Genomic DNA, 18,679 nt, shown 5'->3' with positions numbered 1-18,679 from the left:
TTGGCGACCTCTTGTTTTTTTGTTAAATTTGTAATATATAAAGTCTACGTTCAATATGCGGCAAAAGTTCAATTATCTGTTTATTGGTTTGCTATTCTCAGGATTGGCATTTTTCTCATATCTGTTTCTCTTGCTTTATTCCGACTTCACCCCGCAACATCTGGAAGTACTGATTTCTTTCAAGTCATTTATCCTGATACTTGCCGCCTTTAATCTAGTCGGTTTCGGAGTATTAATGATCCACAACTGGCAAAAGCGAAGCTTTCAGTTTCTGGTCAAACGAAAAGAGCGATTGATTATCGATTGCATTCTGACGGCAATTATTCTGTTTTTAATGAATTATCTGGTCTTGTCAATAGTCAAAGCCATATTTGAGGTTCCTGCACCATTTACTCTGAAAGGGTCCGGGCTGAGAATGATAGCCTTAGTCTGGCTGGTAGAAATGGTAATAACCAACCTTACTTTGACTATCAATTTTTACAGGCAGCTAGTTCTTCTGCACGAAAGAACGGAACAAGTCGAAGAGAATTCCATTAAGGCACAGTATGCAGCTTTGCAAAATCAGCTGAATCCTCATTTTCTCTTCAACAGTCTCAATACACTTATATCCGAAATAGAGTATGCTCCCAAAAACGCAATTCTATTTACCCAACGTTTGTCTGATGTATACCGATATATATTACAAAGCCAGCAACAGCGTCTGGTTACTATAGAATCCGAACTCTCTTTCATCGACTCTTATATTTTTCTTCATAAAGTCCGTTTAGGAGACTGCATCCGGATAGAGAATAGAATAGAAGCTGATAATTATGATTTGAAACTCCCCTCATTAACCCTGCAGCTATTGGTAGAAAATGTCATTAAGCATAATATAATTAATATGGATATGCCAATGAATATTTTGATCGATTATGATTCTGAGAATGGAAGAATATTGGTAACCAACAAAATCAGGATAAAGCCCAATGTGGTCAGCACCGGCATGGGATTAAAGAATCTTTCAGCCCGTTACCTCCTGATATGCAATCAGGATATTACCATAGAAAACAATACGAATTATTTTACCGTTAAAATCCCAGTACTGAATGAATAAAATTACAGCAGTCATTATTGAAGACGAAATTCCGGCCGCCCGTCGGTTAAACAATACATTAAATGAGTTACGCCCCGAATGGCAAATTACAGTATTACCCGGTAGTGTAAAGAAGAGTGTAGAATGGTTTGCGGAAAATCCCCATCCGGATCTTGTTTTTCTCGACATACAATTGACAGACGGCATTTCATTCACATTCATCGAACAGGCACAACCAGAAAGTACTATCATTTTCACCACTGCGTATGATGAATATGCCATTCGGGCATTTACAGTCAACAGTATCGATTATTTACTTAAGCCGATTGATAACATCCGACTGGAAGAAGCAATTGTAAAGTTCGAACATCTGACTACCAAATACCTGAATCAGGGGCAAAAGCCAATTGACTTAATGGAAATTTTACAAAACATCACCCAACCGGGAAAGAAATACCGTACCCGTTTCCTAATCTCAGGCGATGACAAACTTTTTACCTTACAAGTGGAAGACATTGCTTATTTTTATTCAGAAAATAAAGTAACCTTTGCCGTAACCAAGCAAAATAGAGAATTTATCATTGACCTTTCTTTGGACAAGCTTATGGAACAACTCGATCCGGATGTTTTTTTCCGAAGCAATCGGCAAACAGTAGTTAGCATCAATGCCATCGTAAAGGTTGAGTCATATTTTCTGGGAAAAGCAATCTTACATGTAAAGCCGCCTTTTAAAGATAAGATAATTGTCAGCCGTGACAAAATAGCTCCTTTAAAACTTTGGCTAAATTATTAAATTTCAGCAGAGTTAATTCTGCATGTCTCAATATTCATATTCCCAATCAATTGCTTTTTCACTCAGTAAGATTAATAAGAAAAGCTCCGATCCCGTTAAGAACCAGAGCTTTTCCTAATTATAAAAATCAAAAGAAGCGGTGCGTACGGGACTCGAACCCGTGACCCCATGCGTGACAGGCATGTATTCTAACCAACTGAACTAACGCACCAAAATTTCCTTTTTAATTCGCATCTCTCTCAATTGCGGATGCAAAGGTAGACATTTTTTTGAAACCTACAATAGCAAGAGTATCTTTTTTCTGAAAAAGTGTGTTTATTAAGAATTATCACGTACATTTGCAAGCATTACTATAAATAGAAAATAGAATGAAAAATACACCAATCGAACGAAATGTGATTGACGAAACGATTAATGAGTTTCAAATTGTCGACTTTTCGAAGGCTACTATCCGTGAAGTGAAAGCGATAGCTTCAAAGGCGGAAGCAGTATCAGGCGTTGAATTTATCAAGATGGAAATGGGTGTTCCGGGACTTCCGGCCTCTGCCGTAGGAGTAAAAGCGGAAATCGAAGCGCTGCAAAACGGAATTGCCAGCCTGTATCCCGATATCAACGGATTGCCGGAACTCAAAAAAGAAGCGTCCGACTTTATCAAAGCATTCATCAATGTAGATTTAAGCCCGGAGGGATGCGTACCCGTTACCGGCTCTATGCAGGGAACATTCGCTTCGTTCCTTACTTGCAGCCAGTGCGATGAAAAGAAAGACACGATCCTGTTTATCGATCCGGGATTTCCCGTACAGAAACAGCAGTTGGTAGTGATGGGACAAAAGTATGAGACATTTGATGTCTACGACTACCGCGGTGACAAGCTGAAAGAAAAGCTGGAAAGCTATCTGAGAAAAGGAAATATATCGGCTATTATCTACTCAAACCCCAATAACCCGAGCTGGATTTGCCTGAAAGACGAAGAGTTGCGCATCATCGGCGAACTTGCCACCCAATATGACGTAATCGTACTGGAAGACCTGGCATACTTTGCAATGGATTTCCGTCAGGATCTGAGCACTCCTTATCAAGCTCCGTTCCAGCCTTCGGTAGCTCACTACACAGATAATTATGTGTTGCTGATTTCCGGTTCCAAAGCCTTCAGCTATGCCGGACAACGTATCGGCGTGAGCTGCATTTCCGATAAGTTGTATCACCGCAGCTATCCCGGACTGACGAAGCGTTATGGCGGGGGAACATTCGGCACGGTCTTCATCCACCGCGTACTCTATGCACTGTCTTCCGGCACAAGCCACTCCGCACAGTATGCGATGGCTGCCATGCTGAAAGCTGCCAATGAAGGTCAATACAACTTCCTCAGCGAAGTGAAGGTATATGGTGACAGAGCGCAGAAGTTAAAAGAGATTTTCCTCCGTCACGGATTCTATCTGGTATATGACAATGACTTGGGCGATCCGATTGCCGACGGATTTTACTTCACCATCGGCTATCCGGGAATGACAAGCGGCGAACTTGCCAAAGAACTGATGTACTATGGAGTGAGCGCCATTTCACTGGTCACCACCGGAAGCCACCAGGAAGGATTACGCGCGTGTACCTCTTTTATTAAAGACCACCAGTACGCACAGCTCGACGAAAGAATGAAGCTGTTTGCCGAACATCACCCGATTGCCTGACAGCCAAATAGCGTATTTATGCCGGAACTGATGTTCATGTCAGATGCGGATATTCATAAAAGCTGCTCTTAAAACAAAAAAAATGGGAAAGTATGGCTATTATTCCATTTCTTTTCTTATATTAGTGGCACGAATATCAATCTGATGGCATGAATATAGACTCTGACATATTTAAAATTCAATCGAATAATGTATTGCCATCACGAGGAAAGATTCTCATCTCCGAACCTTTCCTTCGTGATGCCACATTCGGCAGATCTGTAGTTCTGTTGATCGACCATACCGAAGAAGGCAGCATGGGGCTGATTATCAACAAACAACTGCCGATATTTGTCAACGACATTATCAAAGAATTCAAGTATATCGAAAATATACCTTTATACAAAGGCGGACCTATCGCTACAGATACCCTGTTCTACCTTCATACACTGGCAGACATTCCGGGTGCCATACCTATCAGCAAAGGACTGTATCTGAACGGTGACTTTGATGAGATAAAGAAATACATACTGCAAGGAAACAAAGTAGACCGCTACATCCGCTTCTTCCTGGGATACTCCGGCTGGGAAAGCGAACAACTGAGCACCGAACTCAAAGAGAACACATGGCTCGTCTCCAAAGAAGAGAATGCCTATCTGATGAACGGAGACACCAAGGATATGTGGAAACAAGCCTTGGAGAAACTAGGCAGCAAGTATGAAACCTGGTCACGCTTTCCGCAAGTGCCGACTTTCAATTAATGTCTCTTCGGATTCAGATACTGGAAGATAGCAGCATCTTTGTAACATCCACCGACCTGTAACCAATCCTTCAACAGTCCGCATTGGACGAAACCGCAGGAAGTAAACAGTTTCATACAGACTTCATTGTCCGTAGCCACATGGGCATAAAGTTGAGTCAGCGACAAGAAATCGAAAGCATACTCGCACAGCAACTGCAAAGCGTCCGATGCGTAACCTTGCCGGCGATAGTCTTTATGAACAGCTATGCCGACCTCACCACGAGAGTGGAGAGGAACAAAATCCGTGATATCAATCGTCCCCAATATCCGATGATCGGACTTACTCATTATCATCAGGCGCAACTGCTTGTCGGCAAACACATCACACTGGGAACCCTCTATATATTGCCGGAGCACGTAGCGGGAATAAGGAACGGTAAAATTACTGATATCCCACATGGAAGGGTCATTCTCCATCTCATACATCACATCCATATCTTCCGGCTCTACCGCACGAAGATAGATGCGGTCATTACTTAAAAAAGACTGTTTCATACCGGCTTATTCTTTATTAATATGGAGTTCGTTACGAAGTCTTTTCTCACTGGGCAGACAAAAAAGGGAAGCGGTCAGCCCGATCAGCATACAGAGATTTCCGGTGTTGCTAAGAGTCAGATAATAGCATAATACGTTGAGGACGATAGCCACTTCGAGCAATCCGAGGCGTACCATGCTCCACTGCACATAACGCTTCAACGCAAGAGGAATCGTCAGGAGGTCTATCTTCTTTTTCAGTACCAGACTGAACAGTTTCAAAGCAAGCGGCACACACAAGGCGGTCAGCAAGATACCTGCCGTCTCCATATAATAGGTGGCCTGTGGGTTATCGACCAAAGCTCCCACAGGAAGAAGGTCGAACTCCCCTGCCCCAAGCAAAAAGGCGGGAAGCACCCAAAAGAAAACATAACTGATATTCAAATTTCTCACTGCGCGTTTTATCTGTTCTTCCATGTTAGTTACGATATTCGTTCAAATAATAAAGTTAGATTATACGGTTCCGGTAAAAAGAGTCCGGTTGACAATACTGCGTCCCAGAGTGATCTCATCGGCATACTCCAGTTCATCACCAACGGAGATGCCCCGTGCTATTACGCTGAGTTTGACCCCCATCTTCTCCAGTTTACGGTAGATGTAGAAGTTGGTGGTATCTCCTTCCATCGTGGTGCTCAAAGCGAGGATGACTTCCTTGATTCCTCCTTCGGATACCCGCTGTACGAGACTTTCTATTTGCAGGTCGCTCGGTCCTACCCCGTCCATTGGCGAGATCACTCCGCCCAGTACGTGGTAAAGTCCCCGATACTGCTGGGTGGCTTCTACCGCCATCACATCGCGGATATTCTCTACCACACAGACAGTAGAGGCGTCACGCTGCGGATTGGCACAAATCTGACAAGTCTCGGTATCAGATATATTATGACATACTTTACAGTACTTTACTTCACGTTTCAGCGTAATGATGGAGTTGCCGAATGCCTCCACAGTAGCCGTGTCCTGCCGGAGCAGATGTAATACAAGCCGCATTGCCGTCTTGCGCCCGATGCCCGGAAGTTTGGAAAATTCGCCTACTGCCTTTTCGAGCAGTACGGAAGGATATTGTTGGTTCATAGATTACGAATGAAATTCTATCTGTTTCGGGCGCAAAGATACGGATTATTGTTTTTAATACAAAGAAAGTATTACCTTTGCAGCCGATATGATGATATTAGTCATTATTATATGCTATTTTGCGGGCTTGTTGTTAATAGCCCACATTACCGGACATAAAGGCGGATCAAATGCAGCGTTCTTTAAAGGAGAAAACAAATCACCCTGGTATATAGTCTCCTTCGGCATGATTGGCGCTACAATTTCCGGCGTGACTTTCGTATCCGTACCGGGCATGGTTCGCGGAATGGACATGACGTATATGCAGACCGTATTCGGATTCTTCTTCGGCTATATGATCGTAGCACACATATTGCTGCCTCTTTACTACAGGCTGAATCTGACAAGTATCTACGGATACCTCGGTACACGCATCGGCGTGAATGCCTACCGCACCGGCTCTTTCTTCTTCCTGCTCTCCCGTATGCTGGGAACGGCAGCCAAACTGTATCTCGTCTGTCTGATCCTGCATACGCACGTATTTCAGGATATGCACATCCCTTTCTGGGTGATTGCCGTCGGCTCCGTGGCCCTCGTGTGGATATATACCCACAAAAGCGGCATCAAGACAATCGTATGGACGGACACGCTACAAACATTCTGTCTGATCGCAGCCCTGCTATTCATCATCTACTTCACCATACAGAAGCTGGATATAGGCTTTGACGGCATCGTACAGACCATCCGCCACAGCGAACACAGCCGCATCTTCGTATTCGACGACTGGATGTCCCGCCAGAACTTCTTCAAACAGTTCTTCAGCGGCATCTTTATCGTCATCGTCATGACCGGACTCGATCAGGACATGATGCAGAAGAACCTCTCCTGCCGCAATCTGCACGAAGCCCAAAAGAATATGTACTGCTACGGATTCTCATTCATCCCGCTGAATTTCCTGTTCCTGTGCCTGGGCATTCTGCTGATCGCATTAGCGGGACAAATGCAACTGGAACTACCGGCCATGAATGACGATATCCTTCCCATGTTTGCCACACAAGGATATCTGGGACAGTCGGTACTGGTTCTTTTCACCATCGGCATCATCGCCGCAGCTTTCAGCAACTCAGACTCCGCGCTGACCGCCATGACCACCAGCGTATGTATAGACCTGCTGAAGACGGACAAAGACACGGAAGAAACAGCCCGTCGCAAAAGAAAGAAAGTACACCTGTCCCTCTCCATCCTGCTGGCTTTCTTTATCTGCCTGGTGGAGATGCTGAACAACAAAAGCGTGATTGACGCGATCTACATCATCGCCTCCTACACATACGGGCCTTTGCTGGGCATGTTCGCCTTCGGACTGTTCACCCGGCGCCAGACAAAAGACCGGCTGGTCCCGCTCATCGCCATCGCCTCTCCGGTGCTCTGCTACGCTCTGGACTGGTGGATAAACAAAGAAACCGGATATAAATTTGGCTATGAATTGCTAATGTTGAACGGAAGCCTTACCTTTGCGGGGCTCATGCTGCTGTCCGGAAAAGAGAAAACGGCGAAAACGCCTTGAAAACTGGCGTCCGGAGTTTATAATAAAAAGTAGTGGAGTTTATTATAAACGTGACCATAGTTTATTATAAACGATAAGAGAGTTTATTAGAAGCAGAAAAACAAAGAAATAAATGACAATAAAATGGAAATAACGAGTGCAGAATTTGTGATTAGCAACACGGACGTGAAGAAATGTCCGACAGGAGTATTTCCCGAATACGCCTTCATCGGGCGGTCGAATGTAGGAAAGTCGAGCCTTATCAATATGCTGACTGCCCGCAAAGGACTGGCGATGACCTCCGCCACACCGGGAAAGACAATGCTTATCAACCACTTCCTGATCAACCAAAGCTGGTACCTGGTCGATCTTCCCGGATACGGCTACGCCAGACGCGGACAAAAAGGAAAAGACCAGATACGTACCATCATCGAAGACTACATCCTCGAACGGGAACAGATGACCAACCTGTTTGTATTGATAGACAGCCGTCTGGAACCGCAGAAAATAGACCTGGAATTTATGGAATGGCTGGGCGAAAACGGCATCCCTTTCTCCATCATCTTCACCAAAGCAGACAAACTGAAAGGCGGACGTCTGAAAATGAATATCAACAACTACCTGCGTGAACTGAGCAAGGAATGGGAAGAACTTCCCCCGTATTTCGTATCTTCTTCGGAAAACCGTACAGGACGCACGGAAATCCTCGACTACATCGAAAACATCAGTAAAGAAGTCTATAAAAATAAGTAAACGAAAATGAAAAAGAACATTTTATTTATTGCATGGGTTGCATTATTCTCACTCTTTGCAAGCAACAGTCAGGCACAATCATTAAAGGATCTGCTCAACAAAGACAACATCTCCAAAGTAGTAAATGCCATCACCGGAACACCCGAAACGATAGACATGACAGGCACATGGACTTACAGCGGTTCGGCAGTAGAATTTGAATCGGACAATCTGCTGATGAAAGCAGGAGGAGCCGCAGCCGCCACGATGGCAGAAAACAAATTGAACGAGCAATTGAGTAAAGTGGGCATCAAAGAAGGACAAATGAGCTTCACGTTCAACGCCGACAGTACTTTCACCAGCACCGTCGGAAAAAAGAAACTGAACGGCACTTATTCGTACAATGCTTCCACCAAGCAGGTAGACTTAAAGTACTTGAAACTACTGAACCTGCACGCGAAAGTGAACTGCACTTCCAACTCTATGGATTTATTGTTCAACTCCGACAAGCTGCTTAAATTAATGACATTCCTCGGCAGCAAGACAAACAGCACAGCACTGAAAACTGTCAGCTCACTGGCTGAAAACTACGACGGGATGATGCTGGGATTCGGGTTGAAGAAATAGTGTTTTATTTGCAAAACCAAAAGCTCTGAAACGCCTTCTGGCAGGGCTCGAAAACCGAATCCTAACCGAAAGGGAAACCGAACCTTAACCAGTAGAGAAGAGTAGAGTATATAATTCTATTCTAAAGAAATAGAATTACTAAGAAAGAGAAGAAAGAATTTTGCCGCCGCCGATTCACTTTCGGTGTAGAAATGAATCAGACCAGTTCATCTTTGATTCGATGTTCTCTCTGTTCTCTACGTTGTTGAATGCGTTTGTACAACTTAACAATAAATGCTATAAAGTAATTCAACTCATAAAAGGGAGTCATATGATAGAAATCAAGTTTTGTTTTCATAATAGCTGGATTTTATGGGTTTGTTCCAAATATAGTAATTTTTTATGCGATAAACAAAAAATATGAGTATTCATTAGCGTGTTGAAATGAATTAATTTAGCGAACAGAGATCGGCAGTATTCACCTCGGTGCTCACTTCTGCTCGTCTCGGTGCTCAGCGTTTTTCGCCTCGCTGCTTACTCTCATTCAGCTCGGCGCTCAGTGTTCCCCACCTCGGTGGTCAGGATTGCCAAGCCCAAGGACGATGATAAACAGAAGTTATTTTATTCCCTTTTTCGATAAAATTAACTCTGCCGACGGGATAATTTCAGGGAAAAGCGTTACCTTTGGCGTTTGTAATCAATAAAAAGAAGGAAAAATGAAAAAGATACTTTTTTTAATGACCTTGTTAGTGGTAGGAGTAAGTTTCGCTTTTGCCCAGACTAACGCTGATATCAAGTTTGACAAAACAACACACGACTTTGGAAAATTCTCAGAAAACAGTCCGGTAGTAAGCTGCGTATTCACTTTCACTAATATCGGTGATGCTCCTTTAGTAATTCATCAGGCGGTAGCGTCTTGCGGATGCACAGTGCCCGAATATACCAAAGAACCGATCCAGCCGGGAAAGAAAGGTACAATCAAAGTAACTTACAACGGAACAGGTAAATATCCGGGACACTTCAAAAAGTCGATTACCCTGCGTACCAACGCAAAAACCGAAATGGTACGCCTCTATATCGAAGGCGATATGACCCCGAAAGACGAGAAGTAAGAAAAAATAGACATAACGTAAAGGAGAATCTTTCGATTCTCCTTTTTTTTTGTTTACTTTGAAGTCCATTAAGCATAAACTACTAAAAATATAATATGAAACAAGAAGAAGACAAATTCACCGGACTACCCGAGAACGCGTTCAGAGAGTTAAAAGCAGGAGAAGTGTACAATCCCCTGATGAGTCCTTCCAAAAATTATCCGGAAGTAAACTTCTGGTCAGTAACATGGGGTATCGCCATGGCCATCCTTTTCTCGGCAGCCGCCGCCTATCTGGGGCTGAAAGTGGGACAAGTATTCGAAGCCGCTATTCCGATAGCCATCATTGCCGTAGGAGTCTCCGGTGCAGCCAAAAGAAAAAATGCGTTAGGAGAAAATGTAATTATCCAGTCTATCGGAGCGTGTTCCGGTGTAATCGTTGCCGGAGCCATCTTTACCCTCCCCGCCCTTTATATCCTTCAAGTCAAATATCCTGAGATGACAGTCAGCTTTATGCAGGTATTTATCAGCTCGCTGCTGGGTGGCGTACTGGGTATCCTGTTTCTGATTCCTTTCCGCAAATATTTCGTCAGCGATATGCACGGCAAATATCCTTTCCCCGAAGCAACCGCTACCACACAGGTGCTGGTGTCCGGAGAAAAGAGCGGCAGCCAGGCCAAACCGCTGTTGATGGCGGGAATGATCGGTGGATTGTATGACTTCATCGTGGCCACTTTCGGCTGGTGGAACGAGAACTTCACCACCCGCGTATGCGGAGCCGGAGAAATGCTGGCTGAGAAAGCGAAACTGGTATTCAAAGTAAATACGGGAGCTGCCGTACTCGGTCTGGGCTATATCGTCGGACTGAAATATGCTTCCATCATCTGTGCCGGATCACTGGCAGTATGGTGGATCATCATTCCGGGAATGTCCGCCATCTGGGGAGACAGCGTGCTGAACGCATGGAATCCCGAAATCACGTCTACGGTAGGCATGATGAGTCCCGAAGAAATCTTCAAGTATTACGCCAAGAGCATCGGTATCGGCGGTATTGCCATGGCGGGTGTCATCGGTATCATCCGTTCATGGGGAATCATCAAGAGTGCCGTCGGACTGGCTGCCAAAGAAATGGGCGGTAAAGGCAATGTAGAAAAGAATATCGTGCGTACACAGCGTGATCTTTCGATGAAAATCATCGCTATCGGCTCTATCCTTACGCTGATTCTGATCGTGCTGTTCTTCTACTTCGATATCATGCAGGGAAATATCGTCCATACGCTGGTAGCGATTGCGCTGGTAGCAGGCATTTCCTTCCTGTTCACAACGGTAGCTGCCAATGCGATTGCCATTGTAGGCACCAATCCGGTATCGGGAATGACATTGATGACACTGATTCTGGCTTCCGTAGTGATGGTAGCTGTCGGACTGAAAGGTCCTTCGGGCATGGTGGCCGCACTTGTGATGGGTGGCGTAGTATGTACGGCACTGTCTATGGCGGGCGGTTTCATCACCGACTTGAAGATCGGTTACTGGCTGGGTAGTACGCCTGCCAAACAGGAAACATGGAAATTCTTGGGAACCATCGTTTCTGCTGCTACAGTAGGCGGTGTAATGATTATACTGAACAAGACATACGGCTTCACCAGCGGCGCACTGGCTGCACCACAGGCCAATGCGATGGCTGCCGTTATCGAACCGCTGATGAGCGGCGTAGGTGCCCCCTGGCTGCTGTATGGCATCGGTGCAATCCTTGCTATCGTGCTGACATTCTTCAAGATTCCCGCACTGGCCTTTGCGCTGGGTATGTTTATTCCGTTGGAGCTGAATGTGCCGCTGGTAGTAGGCGGTGCCGTCAACTGGTATGTAACAAGCCGCAGCAAGGATACGGCACTCAATACGGAAAGAGGTGAAAAAGGTACGTTGCTGGCATCCGGTTTCATTGCCGGAGGCGCATTGATGGGAGTAGTGAGCGCGGCAATGCGTTTCGGCGGTATCAATCTGGTCAACGAAGCCTGGCTGAACAATACCTGGTCGGAAGTGTTAGCATTAGGAGCTTACGCTTTATTGATCCTCTACTTTATCAAGGCTTCCATGAAAGTAAAATAAGATGAGGAAACTGTTATCTGTTATAGTATCACTTATGACTGCAATGACATTTGCACAACAGCCCGTCGAGCTACCTTTGTGGCCCGACGGTGCTCCCAACTCCAACGGACTGACCGGCGGGGAAAAGGAAGTGTCACCCCACAGAATCAGCAATGTCACCGACCCCACCATAACCGTTTACCGTGCACCGCAGCCGAACGGAATGGCTGTCATCATGTGTCCCGGAGGTGGCTACAGCCGCCTCGCCATGGATCATGAAGGGCACGATATGGCATCCTGGTTCTGCGGACAGGGCATCACTTACGTTGTATTAAAGTACCGGATGCCGAACGGTCATTGCGAAGTCCCTTTGTCGGATGCGGAAAGAGCGATTCGCATCGTACGCGAGCATGCTGGAGAATGGAATATCCATCCCCGCAAAATAGGAATCATGGGAGCATCCGCCGGAGGACATCTCGCCTCTACCCTTGCCACCCATTACAGTGCGGCATCGCGTCCCGACTTTCAGATTCTGCTTTATCCGGTGGTCACCATGACGCAAAGTACTCATGGCGGTTCGAGAAAAGAGCTTCTGGGCGGAAATCCGACCGCAGAACAAGAGGTACTCTTCTCCAACGAACTGCAAGTGACATCCGATACTCCGCAAGCCTTTATCGTCCTGTCTTCTGATGACGGTGCCGTGCCTCCTTCCAACGGAGTGAACTATTATCTCGCTTTACAGAAAAACAATGTTCCCGCATCGCTTCATGTCTACCCTACCGGCGGACATGGCTGGGGATTCCGGGACAACTTCAAGTATAAGCAACAATGGACACAGGAACTCGAAAAGTGGTTGCGTGAGGGTGTCGTATTTCCGAAGGAGACAGCACCGATGTTGAGAATCGGAAAGACGTACCTTGGAACAAAGTATGTAGCCAACACACTGGATCAGGGAACGGAAGAAAAGTTAGTCATCCTGCCCCAAACGGTAGATTGCCTTACTTTCGTCGAATATACGCTGGCTCAGGCGATGGGGTCTTCTTTTGCCGATAATCTGCAAAAGATACGTTATCGGGACGGTGTGATCGACGGATACACTTCGCGGTTGCACTATACCTCCGACTGGATTGAGAACGGTGTCCGCCAAGGATTTCTGGAAGACGTTACTGCACAAAACAGTACGCAGACCACCAAACTGTCTCTCTCTTATATGTCCACCCATCCCCAAAAGTACAGGCAACTGGCGGATTCGCCGGAGAACGTGAAACGGATGGCCGAGCATGAAAAGGCATTGTCCGGGAAAAAGGTACACTGGCTACCTAAAGGAAAACTCCCCGACGCAGGACTTCCGTGGATCATGGACGGTGATATCATCGCCATCACCACGAATCTTCCGGGACTGGATGTAGCTCATGTAGGGATAGCCGAATATATAAACGGAAAATTGCATTTGCTTCACGCCTCTTCTACGCTTGGCAAGGTTGTTGTCAGCGAAGAGCCTCTCAGCCAAATGCTTCGCAATAATAAATCATGGAGCGGCATACGTGTCGTCCGGATGTCTCACCCTTAAAACAAATGATTATGAAACGAGTAAAACATTTACTTCTCGCGTCGTGTCTGTTGCCTACTTTTCTGGGAGCACAGGGAGTGGCAAGCGCCTCTTTTCTGGAGATTACTCCGGATGCCCAATCGGCAGGTATGGCCTGCACAGGACTGGCTATCACTGACAATGGAAGCACGGCTATCTTTCATAACGCTTCCACCATCGCTTTCTCGCAGGATGTAATGGGTGCCAGCTACTCATACGCTGACATAAATAAAGACTTTGGAATGCATAGCGCATCCCTTTTCTACCGCATCGGACGGGAAGGGAAGCACGGATTTAGCGTAGGATTCCGTCACTACAAGGATGCTGATTTTCATTGGCAGGACGGTGCAGAAGATCATGCCCGCGCATGGAACGTGGAAGCCGCATACTTCAGAAATGTAGCCAAGAACCTGTCCCTTTCATTAACACTCAGATATCTGCAGGCAAAAGCCTATAAGGATGCGGACAGCAAAGGATCAGTCTCCGTGGACCTCGGTGCCAGCTACCATCGCAGCATGGGTATTCTGGACGAAATGGCTTCATGGACAATCGGATTTCAAGCCGCCAACCTGGGTAGCAAGCTGGACGGACAGAAACTGCCTGCCCGACTGGGACTGGGTGGTGCCATCGACCTGCCGTTCAGTATGGACAACCGCTTGCAGGTGGCTCTTGACTTCAACTACCTGCTCCCGTCCGAGTACCGCCATCTTCAAGCCGGCATCGGAGCGGAATATAATTTCCTGAAATATGGAATTATCCGCGGAGGATACCACTTCGGGGATAACGACAAAGGAACAGGCAACTACGGTACACTGGGCTGCGGAATCAACTTCTGGCCGATTCGCGCAGATTTCTCTTATGCACTGGCTGATAAAGACTGTTTCATGCATAAGACATGGCAGCTCGGCATTGGAATCGTTTTCTAGGTTTTTCCTTCGGGCAGTCCGCTAAGTTTTATCATTGAGCAGAGTCTGCTGGGTTCTTTCATTGAGCAATCTGCTGATTTTTTTCGTTCAGCAGCCTGTTAAGCTCGCCTTCGAGGCGTTGCTTTACTTCGTCCATAGGCACTTCGTGCTTCAGCTCCTGACGAAGAGAAGTGACGCCTTTATCTATAAAGCCACAAGGATGAATATAGCTGAAATAGCGTAAATCCGTATTCACATTCAGAGCCAGTCCGTGCATGGTGACGTAATGACTGCTCCTCACTCCGATCGCACAAATCTTACGGGCACGGGGCGTACTCCCCTCCAGCCAGACACCTGTTGCTTTTTCAAGCCGTCCCGCTTCAATGCCATAGGAGGCACAGACACGTATCACAGCCTCTTCGAGCAGGTGCACATATTCCTTCAGCCCCAGATGAAACTCTTCCAGATTCAAGATCGGATAACAGACTAGCTGTCCGGGACCATGATACGTGATATCCCCTCCCCGATCTATATGGAAAAGGGTAGCCTGAATGGCTTTCAGCTGATCGTCATTCAACAGCATATTCTTTTCTTTTCCGCTACGTCCCAAAGTATAGACGTGCGGATGTTCGCACATAATAATACGGTTTTCATACGGTTCTCCCTGCGCTTTTGCGCAGACAAGGGTATCAAACCATTCTGTCTGCCGCTGCCATGCCTCGGCGTATGGAATCAAATTCCAGTCTACTAATACAGTTTTCATGAAGACAAAAGTAAGAAATAAAAAGAAAAATCGTACATTTGCGGACCGAATATAACAAGCACTCTAAACCAAAGATAACAAACACTCTTATGAAAATGGAAGTTCCACAAGTAGATTTGCCTCTGGAGGTGTTGGCATGGACTAAAGTAACCGAAGATATTCTGAACATCTACAAACAATCGTGCCGGCTGCAGGCGTGTATTTTCGCCATCTGTACGGAAGGAACCATGAAAGTCTCCATCAATCTGTTGGAATACGAGGTTCACCCGAATGATCTGATTACATTACTTCCCGGAACAATCATACAGTTCCGTGAGAAAGCGGAAAAGGTAAGTCTTTGTTTTGCCGGATTCTCCGCGAAATGTATCGGACATATCAACTTGCTGACCACCATCGGGAACGCTTATCCCAAGCTGATAGAACAGCCGATCATCCCTCTTTCCGAGAATATCGCCGACTATCTGAAGGAATATTTTGCCTTGTTGTCTCATGCCAGTTGTGACGAGTCTTTCAAGATGGACTCCAAATTGGCGGACTTGTCACTCCAGACTATTCTGACAAGTATCCAACTGATGTACCGGAATTATTCGGGAAACAATCATTCGAACCGTAAGAAGGAGATTTGCCGGAAGTTGATTCAACTGATCACTGAACACTACAAAGATCAGCGTTGTGCACAGTTCTATGCCGATCAACTGGGAATCTCTCTGCAACATCTGAGCACCACCGTAAAACAAGTGACGGGGAAAAGTGTATTGGATACTATTGCTTATATTGTCATTATCGACGCCAAAGCGCAGCTAAAGGGGACGGATATGACTATTCAGGAGATAGCTTATTCGCTGAATTTCCCGAATCCCTCTTTCTTCTGCAAGTTCTTCAGACGGCATGTAGGGATGTCGCCGCTGGAATTTAGAAATAGTTGAGTCCGTTACTTCTAAAATCAATGGATCAGTCGGAAATACCGTTTTTGATTCCAGATATACAGATTTGAGCCAACTATCCGCATGGATTCCCCTCTTTCTCGAAGGAGGGGTGACCGTAGGGCGGGGTGGTAGGTAAAACAAGGTTATCTCTAATTTATTGTGAATGAAAGAATTGCGTATTCACCTACCACCTCCCCCTACGGGTACTCCTCCTTCCCGAAGGAGGAGAATGAAGATACTACCGACTTTTTAGCCAGCCCCATAAATCCATAAAAGAACATTAAGCAGGCTCTCTTCTTAAATCTTCCTTCTTCCCAAACTCAACGAATTGAGCACTACACTCACACTGGAGAATGCCATGGCGGCACTTGCCAGCATCGGATTCAGCAACAATCCGTTTATAGGGAACAATACTCCGGCAGCGATAGGAATACCGATCAGATTGTAGATGAATGCCCAGAAAAGGTTCTGATGAATCAGTCGTACAGTCTGCCTGGATAGTTCGAAGGCTTTGGGAAGTAACAGCAAGTCGGATGTCATCAGCGTTACCATAGCGACATCCATAGCAATATCCGTACCCTTTCCCATAGCAATGCTGACGTCAGCCAATGCAAGTGCCTGCGAGTCATTGATACCATCGCCCACCATTGCCACTTTCTTTCCCTGCATTTGCAGTTCACGCACAAATTCGGCTTTGTCGTCCGGCAAGGCATCTGCCACAAACCGCTCGATACCCAGACGGGAAGAGACTGCCAGAGCCGTCCGCTGACCGTCACCGGTAAGCATACAGATATCGATGCCCTGACGTTTCAGTTCTTTCACTGCTTCGGCAGAAGTAGCCTTGATCGGGTCGGAAACGGCAATGATAGCCAAAAGTTCATTCTCACGTCCGAAGTATATGATTCCGTTTCCGTCTGATTCGTAGTGTACCAGCATATCCGCCATGACATCGCTCACTGTAGCGCTGAAATCTTTCAGAAGTTTATGGCTGCCCACCCAGTAAGTCTTGCCTTGATAAGACACCTTTATACCTTTGCCTGTGATGCTCTCAAAACTGCTCAAAGGAGCGGGAGTTATCTTTTCCTCGTCTTGAAGTACGGCGACAATCGCGCCTGCCAACGGGTGTTCCGATTTCAGTTCGGCAGCCAGAAGTACATCTTTGAAGTGTTCTTCCTGCGGCTGTGCCCACAACCATCCGGTAGCGGTAGGATGTCCTTCGGTCAAAGTACCGGTTTTATCCAGTACCACCACATCTACTTTACGCATCTGCTCCAGAGCGACGGCGTCTTTTATCAGAATATGCTGTCCGGCAGCTTTACCGATTCCTACCATCAGCGCAGTAGGTGTAGCAAGTCCCAAAGCACAGGGACAGGCTATGACCAGAACGGATACGGCAGAAAGAATACCATAAGAAATATACTCACTGCCACCGATAGCCACCCACAGCACAAACGTCAGAATGGCAATTCCCAACACGACAGGAACGAAGATGCCTGTAATACGGTCGACGATGCGCTGCACAGGAGCTTTGCTGCCTTGTGCTTCCTGCACCATGTGAATGATGCGTGCCAGCACAGTATCGCTTCCCACCTGAGAAGCACGAATGATGAAGGAACCGCGCTGATTGATTGTTCCGGCAAGGACCTTATCGCCCTTTTTCTTCTCTACCGGAATCGGCTCACCGCTAATCATACTTTCATCCACATACGAATCGCCCTCCGAAAGCTGGCCATCCACGGGAATCTGTTCGCCGGGACGGACTACCACCATATCGCCTACCTGCAACAGGTCTATTTGTATCTCTTCCTCTACCCCACCACGCAATACACGTGCCACTTTGGGCTGCATTCCCATCAGTTTGCGAATGGCATCCGAGGTATTTCCTTTGGCGCGTTCCTCCATCATCTTTCCGGTCAGAACGAAGGCAATGATCACTGCGGAAGCTTCGTAATAGACGTGCGGTTCCAGTCCGCGATCTGTCCAGAACTGCGGAAAGAAGGTGTTGAACAAACTGAAAAGGAAGGCTATCGAGGTACTCAACGCAACCAGCGTATCCATATTGCTACGACCGATCTTCGCCTGTTTCCATGCCCCCGTGAAGAAACTTCCTCCGAAGAGCACCATTACCGGAATAGCAAGCAACATTTGTATCTCGTTAGAGTATGGCATATGCATTAATAACATTGAAAAGATAAGCAACGGCACTACAAATATCCACGCACCGATCACTTTCCGTTTCAGACGAAGGTAGCGCTTATGCTGTTCTTCTTCCCGACGTTCTTCTTTATTCGCTTCTTCTACTATCAGATCATAACCGGCAGCAAGTACCGCTGCACGGATTTCTCCGGGGGTGAGCTTGTCGTCCTCATAAGAAATCGTCAATGTATTTGAAGCAAAGTTGACGGAAGCATCAACGACTCCCGGCAACTTTTTCACTGTCTTTTCTACATTGTTAGCGCATCCCGCACAATGCATATTAAGCACGGGAAACGCATTCTTTGCTATATTACCCATATAATCCTTTAC

General features: G+C 46.3%; 17 protein-coding genes and 1 tRNA gene. 12 read left to right on the top strand and 6 right to left on the bottom strand.

The features are described 5' to 3' along the window. The first annotated feature begins 55 nt into the window (after window positions 1-55). Both KTR07_RS12635 and KTR07_RS12630 read left to right on the top strand, forming a co-directional pair. A complete protein-coding gene (locus tag KTR07_RS12635; protein WP_011107610.1) occupies window positions 56-1,093 on the top strand; it encodes a sensor histidine kinase in 1,038 nt (345 codons plus the stop codon). Beyond that, window positions 1,086-1,865 (top strand): LytTR family DNA-binding domain-containing protein, encoded by a 780-nt coding sequence (locus KTR07_RS12630; protein ID WP_008763513.1) that lies wholly within the window; start codon window positions 1,086-1,088, stop codon window positions 1,863-1,865. The genes KTR07_RS12635 and KTR07_RS12630 overlap by 8 nt, the downstream gene beginning before the upstream one ends. 137 nt (window positions 1,866-2,002) lie before the next feature. Here the strand turns inward: KTR07_RS12630 and KTR07_RS12625 are convergent. Next, a tRNA-Asp gene (locus tag KTR07_RS12625) sits at window positions 2,003-2,076 on the bottom strand. 157 nt (window positions 2,077-2,233) lie between these two features. On the opposite strand from KTR07_RS12625, the gene KTR07_RS12620 reads away from it, so the two are divergent. Both KTR07_RS12620 and KTR07_RS12615 read left to right on the top strand, forming a co-directional pair. Beyond that, entirely contained in the window at window positions 2,234-3,550 is a 1,317-nt protein-coding gene (locus KTR07_RS12620) for a pyridoxal phosphate-dependent aminotransferase (protein ID WP_008763512.1), read from the top strand. Between the two features lie 149 nt (window positions 3,551-3,699). Further along, window positions 3,700-4,290, top strand: coding sequence for a YqgE/AlgH family protein (locus KTR07_RS12615; RefSeq protein WP_008763511.1), 591 nt, complete (start codon window positions 3,700-3,702; stop codon window positions 4,288-4,290). On the opposite strand, the gene KTR07_RS12610 is transcribed toward KTR07_RS12615, so the two are convergent. The 3 genes from KTR07_RS12610 to recR are packed head-to-tail and all read right to left on the bottom strand — an operon-like array spanning window position 4,287 to window position 5,936. After that, window positions 4,287-4,826, bottom strand: coding sequence for a GNAT family N-acetyltransferase (locus KTR07_RS12610; protein ID WP_008763510.1), 540 nt, complete (start codon window positions 4,824-4,826; stop codon window positions 4,287-4,289). The genes KTR07_RS12615 and KTR07_RS12610 overlap by 4 nt on opposite strands. A 6-nt stretch (window positions 4,827-4,832) precedes the next feature. After that, window positions 4,833-5,282 carry a hypothetical protein gene (locus tag KTR07_RS12605; RefSeq protein WP_008763509.1) on the bottom strand — a complete coding sequence of 150 codons (450 nt, stop codon included), beginning with the start codon at window positions 5,280-5,282 and terminating at the stop codon, window positions 4,833-4,835. Window positions 5,283-5,318: 36 nt separating this feature from the next. Beyond that, window positions 5,319-5,936, bottom strand: a complete 618-nt coding sequence (gene recR / locus KTR07_RS12600) for a recombination mediator RecR (RefSeq protein WP_008763508.1) — start codon at window positions 5,934-5,936, stop codon at window positions 5,319-5,321. Window positions 5,937-6,024: 88 nt separating this feature from the next. Here recR and KTR07_RS12595 point away from each other — a divergent pair, with 88 nt between their 5' ends. The 7 genes from KTR07_RS12595 to KTR07_RS12565 all read left to right on the top strand — a co-directional run bounded on the left by KTR07_RS12595 (window position 6,025) and on the right by KTR07_RS12565 (window position 14,485). Continuing rightward, window positions 6,025-7,479, top strand: a complete 1,455-nt coding sequence (locus KTR07_RS12595) for a sodium:solute symporter (RefSeq protein WP_061473804.1) — start codon at window positions 6,025-6,027, stop codon at window positions 7,477-7,479. Window positions 7,480-7,602: 123 nt separating this feature from the next. Then, complete coding sequence (gene yihA / locus KTR07_RS12590; protein ID WP_070750995.1) at window positions 7,603-8,211, top strand: ribosome biogenesis GTP-binding protein YihA/YsxC; 609 nt, start codon at window positions 7,603-7,605, stop codon at window positions 8,209-8,211. A gap of 6 nt (window positions 8,212-8,217) precedes the next feature. Beyond that, window positions 8,218-8,817, top strand: coding sequence for a DUF4923 family protein (locus KTR07_RS12585; RefSeq protein WP_008763505.1), 600 nt, complete (start codon window positions 8,218-8,220; stop codon window positions 8,815-8,817). A gap of 695 nt (window positions 8,818-9,512) precedes the next feature. Further along, window positions 9,513-9,908, top strand: a complete 396-nt coding sequence (locus KTR07_RS12580; RefSeq protein ID WP_008763504.1) for a DUF1573 domain-containing protein — start codon at window positions 9,513-9,515, stop codon at window positions 9,906-9,908. Window positions 9,909-10,003: 95 nt separating this feature from the next. Then, a complete protein-coding gene (locus tag KTR07_RS12575) occupies window positions 10,004-11,992 on the top strand; it encodes an OPT family oligopeptide transporter (protein ID WP_008763503.1) in 1,989 nt (662 codons plus the stop codon). Between the two features lies 1 nt (window position 11,993). Further along, complete coding sequence (locus KTR07_RS12570; RefSeq protein ID WP_117979928.1) at window positions 11,994-13,541, top strand: N-acetylmuramoyl-L-alanine amidase-like domain-containing protein; 1,548 nt, start codon at window positions 11,994-11,996, stop codon at window positions 13,539-13,541. An 11-nt stretch (window positions 13,542-13,552) separates the two neighbouring features. Then, a complete protein-coding gene (locus KTR07_RS12565; protein WP_117979943.1) occupies window positions 13,553-14,485 on the top strand; it encodes a PorV/PorQ family protein in 933 nt (310 codons plus the stop codon). A gap of 58 nt (window positions 14,486-14,543) precedes the next feature. On the opposite strand, the gene lipB is transcribed toward KTR07_RS12565, so the two are convergent. Beyond that, window positions 14,544-15,227 (bottom strand): lipoyl(octanoyl) transferase LipB, encoded by a 684-nt coding sequence (gene lipB, locus KTR07_RS12560; RefSeq protein ID WP_090614417.1) that lies wholly within the window; start codon window positions 15,225-15,227, stop codon window positions 14,544-14,546. 89 nt (window positions 15,228-15,316) lie between these two features. Here lipB and KTR07_RS12555 point away from each other — a divergent pair, with 89 nt between their 5' ends. Next, complete coding sequence (locus KTR07_RS12555) at window positions 15,317-16,153, top strand: helix-turn-helix domain-containing protein (RefSeq protein WP_008765858.1); 837 nt, start codon at window positions 15,317-15,319, stop codon at window positions 16,151-16,153. 297 nt (window positions 16,154-16,450) lie between these two features. Here KTR07_RS12555 and KTR07_RS12550 read toward each other — a convergent pair whose 3' ends face one another. Continuing rightward, on the bottom strand, window positions 16,451-18,667 hold the full coding sequence (locus tag KTR07_RS12550; RefSeq protein WP_055217633.1) for a heavy metal translocating P-type ATPase: 2,217 nt from the start codon (window positions 18,665-18,667) through the stop codon (window positions 16,451-16,453). Window positions 18,668-18,679 lie beyond the last annotated feature (12 nt).

The sequence above is a fragment of the Bacteroides sp. MSK.20.82 genome (assembly GCF_019052485.1).
Lineage (GTDB): Bacteria > Bacteroidota > Bacteroidia > Bacteroidales > Bacteroidaceae > Bacteroides > Bacteroides thetaiotaomicron.
The sequence above is the reverse complement of the archived record's forward strand: the minus strand, read 5'-3'. Positions and strand labels throughout refer to the sequence as shown.

Bases quoted from the DNA above. Each gene is read 5' to 3' on its own strand.
- KTR07_RS12555 (WP_008765858.1), top strand. From the start codon at position 15,317: ATGAAAATGGAAGTTCCACAAGTAGATTTGCCTCTGGAGGTGTTGGCA.
- KTR07_RS12620 (WP_008763512.1), top strand. From the start codon at position 2,234: ATGAAAAATACACCAATCGAACGAAATGTGATTGACGAAACGATTAAT.
- KTR07_RS12635 (WP_011107610.1), top strand. From the start codon at position 56: ATGCGGCAAAAGTTCAATTATCTGTTTATTGGTTTGCTATTCTCAGGA.
- KTR07_RS12605 (WP_008763509.1), bottom strand. From the start codon at position 5,282: ATGGAAGAACAGATAAAACGCGCAGTGAGAAATTTGAATATCAGTTAT.
- KTR07_RS12580 (WP_008763504.1), top strand. From the start codon at position 9,513: ATGAAAAAGATACTTTTTTTAATGACCTTGTTAGTGGTAGGAGTAAGT.
- KTR07_RS12595 (WP_061473804.1), top strand. From the start codon at position 6,025: ATGATGATATTAGTCATTATTATATGCTATTTTGCGGGCTTGTTGTTA.
- KTR07_RS12615 (WP_008763511.1), top strand. From the start codon at position 3,700: ATGAATATAGACTCTGACATATTTAAAATTCAATCGAATAATGTATTG.
- KTR07_RS12585 (WP_008763505.1), top strand. From the start codon at position 8,218: ATGAAAAAGAACATTTTATTTATTGCATGGGTTGCATTATTCTCACTC.
- KTR07_RS12575 (WP_008763503.1), top strand. From the start codon at position 10,004: ATGAAACAAGAAGAAGACAAATTCACCGGACTACCCGAGAACGCGTTC.
- lipB (WP_090614417.1), bottom strand. From the start codon at position 15,227: ATGAAAACTGTATTAGTAGACTGGAATTTGATTCCATACGCCGAGGCA.
- KTR07_RS12570 (WP_117979928.1), top strand. From the start codon at position 11,994: ATGAGGAAACTGTTATCTGTTATAGTATCACTTATGACTGCAATGACA.
- KTR07_RS12550 (WP_055217633.1), bottom strand. From the start codon at position 18,667: ATGGGTAATATAGCAAAGAATGCGTTTCCCGTGCTTAATATGCATTGT.
- recR (WP_008763508.1), bottom strand. From the start codon at position 5,936: ATGAACCAACAATATCCTTCCGTACTGCTCGAAAAGGCAGTAGGCGAA.
- KTR07_RS12630 (WP_008763513.1), top strand. From the start codon at position 1,086: ATGAATAAAATTACAGCAGTCATTATTGAAGACGAAATTCCGGCCGCC.
- KTR07_RS12610 (WP_008763510.1), bottom strand. From the start codon at position 4,826: ATGAAACAGTCTTTTTTAAGTAATGACCGCATCTATCTTCGTGCGGTA.
- yihA (WP_070750995.1), top strand. From the start codon at position 7,603: ATGGAAATAACGAGTGCAGAATTTGTGATTAGCAACACGGACGTGAAG.
- KTR07_RS12565 (WP_117979943.1), top strand. From the start codon at position 13,553: ATGAAACGAGTAAAACATTTACTTCTCGCGTCGTGTCTGTTGCCTACT.